The following is a 6,257-nucleotide window of genomic DNA, read 5'->3' on the forward strand; positions in this document are numbered from 1 at the left end:
CCGGGCCGCCCCGGACGGCGACCACCCGCCGACCGCCCCGGACGCCCCGGCCGTCGAGGCGGTCGGGGGACCGCCGGGCCGGCGACGCCCCGCAGTGGCGGACCGGCTCGGCGCACTCGCGGCCCGCTGCGGACTGTCGGCGCTCGACACCGCGATCCTGCTGCTCGCCCTCGCCCCCGAGGTCGACCGCGACTTCGAGGGTCTCTACGGCTACCTCAACGACGACGTCAGTCGCCGCCGCGCCACCGTGGGACTCGCGCTCGACCTCTGCGGCGCGGAGCCCCACGACGCGGACGCCCGCGCGCGGCTGCACCCCGCCGGACCACTGGCCTCCCTGGGGCTCGTCGAGATCGAGGACCCCGAACGCCCCTTCCTCGGGCGCGGGTTGCGCGTTCCGGAACGGCTCGTCTCACACCTGCTGGGTGACGACACACCCGACTCGACCCTCGCCCCGCATCTGCGCACCCCGCCCCCGTCGCACGCCGGCACCGAGGGAGTACCGGCGCTGCTCTCCGCTCTGCTGGGACGCGGCCCGGCCACCGTCTACCTCCGGGAGCACCGGGAGGGCGACGGCCTCGGCTGCGCGCTGGCTGCGCTGCGCGCCACCGACGCGCCGACGCTCTGTTACGACGGCCCCGCCGAGTACGCGCGGGAACTGCTGCGCGAGGCCCGGCTCCTGGGTGCCGCGGTGGTCCTGCCGGCGTTGCCGGAGAAGCCGGCCGAGCTGCTGGCGACGCTCGTCGGACAGGACGACGTGACGGTCCTGGTGGCGGACAAGCGGCCCTACGACCCGCAGTGGTGCCGCCGGGACCCGCTGGTCGTCGACGCGCCCCGCCGGGCCGCCGCGGGCGTCCTCGACTGGTCCGCCGCGCTCGGCCCCGCCGGGGACCACCTCGACCTGGCGGTGACGGTCGCCCCGTACCGGCTCGGCGGCGAGCGGGTGCACCGCGCGGCGCGGGCCGCGCTCGACCTCGCCCACTTCGAGGGCGTCCCCCTGGACGCGGGCCACCTGCGCCGGGCGGCCCGGCAGCAGTCGGCCTCCGGGCTGGAGCAGCACGCCCGCCGGATCCGGCCGGACGTCGACTGGGGAGACCTCGTCCTGCCGGACCGGCCGCTGACGGACCTGCGCGAGCTGGCCTCCCGCGCCCGTCATCGAGAACTCGTCCTCGGCGACTGGCGGTTGAGCGCCGGTGGCGGCCGTGGCAGGGGAGTGCTCGGCATGTTCGCCGGCGAGTCCGGCACAGGGAAGACGCTCTCGGCGGAGGTGGTCGCCGCCGAACTCGGTCTGGATCTCTACGTCGTGCAGCTGTCGTCGGTGGTGGACAAGTACGTCGGCGAGACCGAGAAGAACCTGGAGCGGATCTTCACCGAGGCCGACCGCACCGACGCCGTCCTGCTGTTCGACGAGGCGGACGCCGTCTTCGGGAAGCGGTCCGAGGTCAAGGACTCCCACGACCGCTACGCCAACCTGGAGTCGGCCTATCTGCTCCAGCGGCTGGAGTCGTTCGACGGGATCGCCCTGCTGACCACCAACCTCCGCTCCAACATCGACGACGCCTTCACCCGGCGGCTCGACATGGTGGTCGACTTCCCGTTCCCCGACGCGGCGCAGCGGCTCGCGCTCTGGCACCACGGGCTCAAGCACGTGCCGAGGGTCGACGGCATCCGGCCGGAGGCGCTGGCCGACACCTTCGAGCTGGCCGGCGGCTCCATCCGCAGCGCGGTGGTGACGGCGGCCTACCTCGCCGCCACCCGGGGTGAGCAGGTCACTCAGGAGGACCTGCTGGAGGGTGCCCGGCGCGAGTACCGCAAGGCGGGCCGGCTGGTCCCCGGAGAGGGCAACTGGTAGCGGTCGCCTCGGTCTTCGCCGAAGTGGACCGCGCCGGACCTCCTCCGGGCGGCCTTCTCGGGCGGGCGTGCCCGACAGGTGCGGCTCGACCGCGTGTGCCGGTCGGACTCCGCTGGTGCTCCTCCGGAGACGCGGGAGGCCCGCGACGCCCGCCGGGTGCTTGGGTTCCAGCGGGCGCCGCGGGCCTCCCGTGCGTCCGGGGCCGGGCCGAGGGTCAGAGCCTCTCGGCCTCCTCCTCGTTGTAGATCTGCCACTCCCGGTCGTCCGTGCCCTCACCGCACTCGTGGATCATGATGCTGGCGCCCACGGTGGTGCTGCGGTTGCCGCCCACCTCCAGGCACAGGCTGTTGCTGGACATGCTCCGGATCCAGAAGTCGCCGTGCTCCGGCTCGTCCAGCCACCACAGCTGGTTGTTGTCGAAGGTGCGGTCGCAGTACCACTCGCCGACGCGGGTCCGGATGGGTTGGCCGCCCGTGCCCGGGAGGTCCATGCAGAGCCCGTCGGCCACGTTGCGGATGACGAAGAGCTGGGTACCGCCCGGCCCCGCCTCGTCGTGTGTGACCTCCAGGTCCCAGCGCTGGTTCACGTCCTCGGTGTCGCACTCCTTCTGGACGACCCGTCCGTTGGGCTCTCCCGGGCCCTCGCCGGGCAGCCCCGCGCACAGCTCGGTGTGGACGTTGTAGAGGAGGATCTCCTTGGCGGGGAGCAGTGGGTGGCCCGTCTCCTCTTCCTCCTCCTCGCCTCCGCCTCCGCCTCCGCCGTCGCCGCCGGCACCGTCCGGTGACACGAGTTCCTCGGATGGCAGGAGCGGCGGCGGTTCGACCGGCGGGGGCTCCGGCGGGGGCGGGGCCGCTGCCTCCGCCGGGAGCTCCGGCTCGACGTCGGGCCGCGGGTCCAACGGCGCGGACTCACCGACCTCGCCGAACTCGCCGGCGCGGGTCTTCGCCACGGGGTTGTGGGTGATCCACAGGATGACGAAGGCGAGGGTGAGGGCTGCCATCAGCCCTATCGCGGTGGCGAGCCACGCGGGCAACAGGCCGCGTTGGTGGAAGGTGCCCTCCACCTGGACGGGGTCCGCCTGCGAGCGCTGGAGCTCCAGCCGGTAGGGATGCTCCTCGGCGCTGCCGAACCAGATGGCCTCACGGGGCTTGATCGTCGTCTGCACGAACGCCGCGCGGCCCGGCTCCACCTGGATGTTGCTCGGGTGGAGCTGGAACGAGAGCTGGTCGCCGTTGCCGACGCCGCTGACGGAGGCGGTGAAGCGGGTGTTGCCGAGGTTGTCGACCGCCAGTTGCGGGCGACCGCGGAACCAGCCCTTGACGACCGGTGGCACCAGCTCGGCCCGTACCTCGGTGAAGGGGGTGATGGTCAGGTTCCCCTCGGGAACCGTTACGGCCTCCGGGTGTTCGGTGGGGGTGATCCGCACCGCGTAGGGGTTGGGGCCGGCGGTGGCGTCGGGGCTGCGCGGCGGGGCGAAGGTCAGCTGCACCGTCCCCGTCGTGCCCGGATAGAGCCGCAGCGTCTGCGGCTCCACCGTCGTCCAGGGCGACACGGCGCCCACCGGCTCGAATCGGTACTCGTCCACGACGTCGCCGGTGTTCCGCACCCGAAGCCGCACCTGGGTGACGGCGCCGGGATCGACGGTGGCGGAGGCAGGTTCCAGGGAGGTCCACAGGGTCACTCCTCGCACGCTAGCGGCGCGTCCACATCATCCGTGGAAGCCGCCGGGCAGAGCTGGTGACCGAAAAGGCTTGCGGGGTTGCCCTGTTGTGCGTCGCTTGCCCGAATGGGCGTCAGGCCGACACGGTCCCCGGCGCGCCCCCAGGAACGCCCGCGGGACGGACCCGCCGGTCGTCGCGGCGGTGCGGGAGAGCCCGTCGCTGCCGGTCGGCGCCGCTCTGAGCACGACGTTCCGGAGCTCCTCCGCAGTGTCCGCCGCGGCGGCTGTCGCGACCAGGGATCCGGGGGCAGCCGGTGGTGCAGGGAGCCCTGCCCCGGAGGGCAGAGTTGGCATGCATCTGCCCCGACAGGCACAAAAGTTGCCCCGAACACGGTACTGAAGGCCGTTTCGGTGGCATGCGGGCACGCGCGAGGCTGAAGAACGTTCCTCACTCGTACCCCGGAAGAGAGCAGAACATGCCGTCCTATCTGTCACCCGGCGTCTACGTCGAGGAGGTGGCCAGCGGCTCGCGTCCCATCGAGGGGGTGGGCACCTCGGTGGCGGCCTTCGTCGGGCTCGCCCCGACCGGCCCGTTGAACGAGCCGACGCTGGTGACGAACTGGAGTCAGTACGTCGCGTCCTTCGGGGAGTTCACGGACGGGTACTACCTCGCCCACTCCGTGTACGGCTTCTTCAACAACGGCGGCTCCGCCGCCTACGTGGTCCGTGTCGGTGGCGGCCCCGAGGCCCCCGCCGCCGCGACGCCCGCCGCCCCGGTCGCGATCACCGCCGGCGCCCCGGCCGAGCTCGGCACCTTCACCGTGCACGCCCTGCCCGCGGCCGACGCCGAGCGGCTGAGCGTCGAGGTCACGGACACCGCCGGTGAGGGCCCCGCCGACCGGTTCACCCTGACCGTCAAGGACGACGGCAAGCCGGTGGAGTCCTTCGACGTCTCCGCCAAGAAGAGCAACCGCGCCTACGTCGTCAACCAGGTCAAGGAGCGCTCCAAGCTCATCGGCGTCACCGAGGCCGCCCCCGCGGGGCAGCTGGCGCGACCCGAGAACCAGTCGGTGACGCTGCCCGCTCCCCGGAGCGGCGCTGTCCAGACCGCGGACGAGCCCGCCGACCGCAGCCACGCCGGCCCCGGCGACTACCTCGGCGACTCCTCGGACCGCACCGGCTTCGGCGGCCTGGAGGCGATCGACGAGATCTCCATGGTCGCGGTCCCGGACCTGATGGCCGCCTACGAACGCGGCGCCATCGACGAGGAGTCGGTGAAGGCCGTCCAGCTCGGCCTGATCGCGCACTGCGAGCTGATGGGCGACCGCGTCGCCATCATCGACCCCCCGCCGCAGCTCAATGCGCGCCAGGTGCGCGTCTGGCGGCAGGAGACCGCGGGCTACGACTCCAAGTACGCCGCCATGTACTACCCGTGGATCAAGAGCTTCGACCCGGCGACCGGCCGGGCGCGCATGGTCCCGCCGAGCGGCCACATGGCAGGCATCTGGGCCCGCAACGACTTCGAGCGCGGTGTCCACAAGGCCCCCGCCAACGAGGTCGTCCGCGGCGCGGTGGACCTGCAGATCCAGATCACCCGCGGTGAGCAGGACCTGCTCAACCCCATCGGCGTCAACTGCATCCGCGCCTTCCCCGGCCGGGGCATCCGCGTCTGGGGCGCCCGCACCCTCTCCTCCGACCCGGCCTGGCGCTACCTCAACATCCGCCGGTACTTCAACTACCTGGAGGAGTCCATCCTGCTGGGCACCCAGTGGGTGGTGTTCGAGCCCAACGACCACGCGCTGTGGGCCCGGATCCGGCGCAACGCCTCGGCGTTCCTGGTCAACGAGTGGCGCAGCGGCGCCCTCTTCGGTGCCCGCCCCGAGCAGGCCTTCTACGTCAAGTGCGACGAGGAGACCAACCCGCAGGAGTCGGTGGACCTCGGTCGCGTCATCTGCGAGATCGGCGTCGCGCCGGTCAAGCCCGCCGAGTTCGTGATCTTCCGCCTGGCCCAGTTCTCCAGCGGCAGCGGCGAACTGGAGGAGTAGCAGCACCCGTTCCGGTGACCGGCTCGGCCGCAGCGCCCGGGCCGGTCACCGACCGGACCCGCACCGCAGCACCACCCCCGCCCCGCCCCGCCGCCCACCGCGCGGGCGCGAGACCCCGAGAAGGACAGCGAGCACATGAGTCTCCAGCAGGGTGACAGCCTCACATCACACAACTTCGGCCTCCAGATCGACGGGGTCATGGTGGAGTACCTGGCGGAGGTGAGCGGACTGTCCATGGAGCAGGACGTCATCACCTACCAGCAGAACTCCGCCAACGGCCCGCCCGTGATCCGGAACCTGCCCGGCGTGAAGAAGAACGGCACCTGCACCGTCGTCCGCGGTATGACGGAGTCCCCGGCCTTCACGCAGTGGATCAACGACTCCATCGCCGGCGACATGGGCACGGCGCGGAAGAACGCGTCGATCATCATGATGGATTACCAGAACACCGAGGTGAAGCGCTACAACATGCGCAACGCCTGGTGCAGCAAGATCGACACCAGCACGGTCAAGGCCGGCGACGCCTCCGCCCTCACCGAGACCGTCACCATCACCTTCGAAGAGCTGGTCATCGAGTAATGCGGCGCACCGCACCCCGAGCGCCGGGCGGCCGCGCCGCCGAGGTGACCGCGCCGTGGGCGTGGGGTTCGCTCATCCCGGCCGCGACCAGGAGCGTCCGGGCCTCCTCGCGCGACATGCCCTC

At 72.3% G+C, this 6,257-nt stretch carries 4 protein-coding genes; 3 read left to right on the forward strand and 1 reads right to left on the reverse strand.

Annotation, left to right across the window (positions count from 1 at the left end; all coding sequences use genetic code 11):
* Positions 1-1,849, forward strand: a 1,849-nt coding sequence (locus tag HCJ92_RS21040) for an ATP-binding protein (RefSeq protein ID WP_167935188.1), incomplete at its 5' end; no start/stop codon positions are given.
* 214 nt (positions 1,850-2,063) lie between these two features.
* Here the strand turns inward: HCJ92_RS21040 and HCJ92_RS21045 are convergent.
* Entirely contained in the window at positions 2,064-3,530 is a 1,467-nt protein-coding gene (locus tag HCJ92_RS21045; protein WP_338054299.1) for an RICIN domain-containing protein, read from the reverse strand.
* Positions 3,531-3,985: 455 nt separating this feature from the next.
* Between HCJ92_RS21045 and HCJ92_RS21050 the strand changes: the two genes are divergently transcribed.
* Both HCJ92_RS21050 and HCJ92_RS21055 read left to right on the forward strand, forming a co-directional pair.
* Positions 3,986-5,554, forward strand: coding sequence for a phage tail sheath family protein (locus HCJ92_RS21050; protein WP_167935189.1), 1,569 nt, complete (start codon positions 3,986-3,988; stop codon positions 5,552-5,554).
* A 135-nt stretch (positions 5,555-5,689) separates the two neighbouring features.
* The gene (locus tag HCJ92_RS21055; protein ID WP_167935190.1) at positions 5,690-6,133 is read left to right on the forward strand and encodes a phage tail protein; all 444 of its coding nucleotides are present in this window, start codon (positions 5,690-5,692) and stop codon (positions 6,131-6,133) included.
* Positions 6,134-6,257: the final 124 nt, after the last annotated feature.

It is taken from the genome of Streptomyces spiramenti (assembly GCF_012034385.1).
Lineage (GTDB): Bacteria > Actinomycetota > Actinomycetes > Streptomycetales > Streptomycetaceae > Streptomyces > Streptomyces spiramenti.

Excerpts from the sequence above, each read along its gene's own strand:
- HCJ92_RS21050 (WP_167935189.1), top strand. The coding sequence starts at position 3,986 with ATGCCGTCCTATCTGTCACCCGGCGTCTACGTCGAGGAGGTGGCCAGC.
- HCJ92_RS21055 (WP_167935190.1), top strand. The coding sequence starts at position 5,690 with ATGAGTCTCCAGCAGGGTGACAGCCTCACATCACACAACTTCGGCCTC.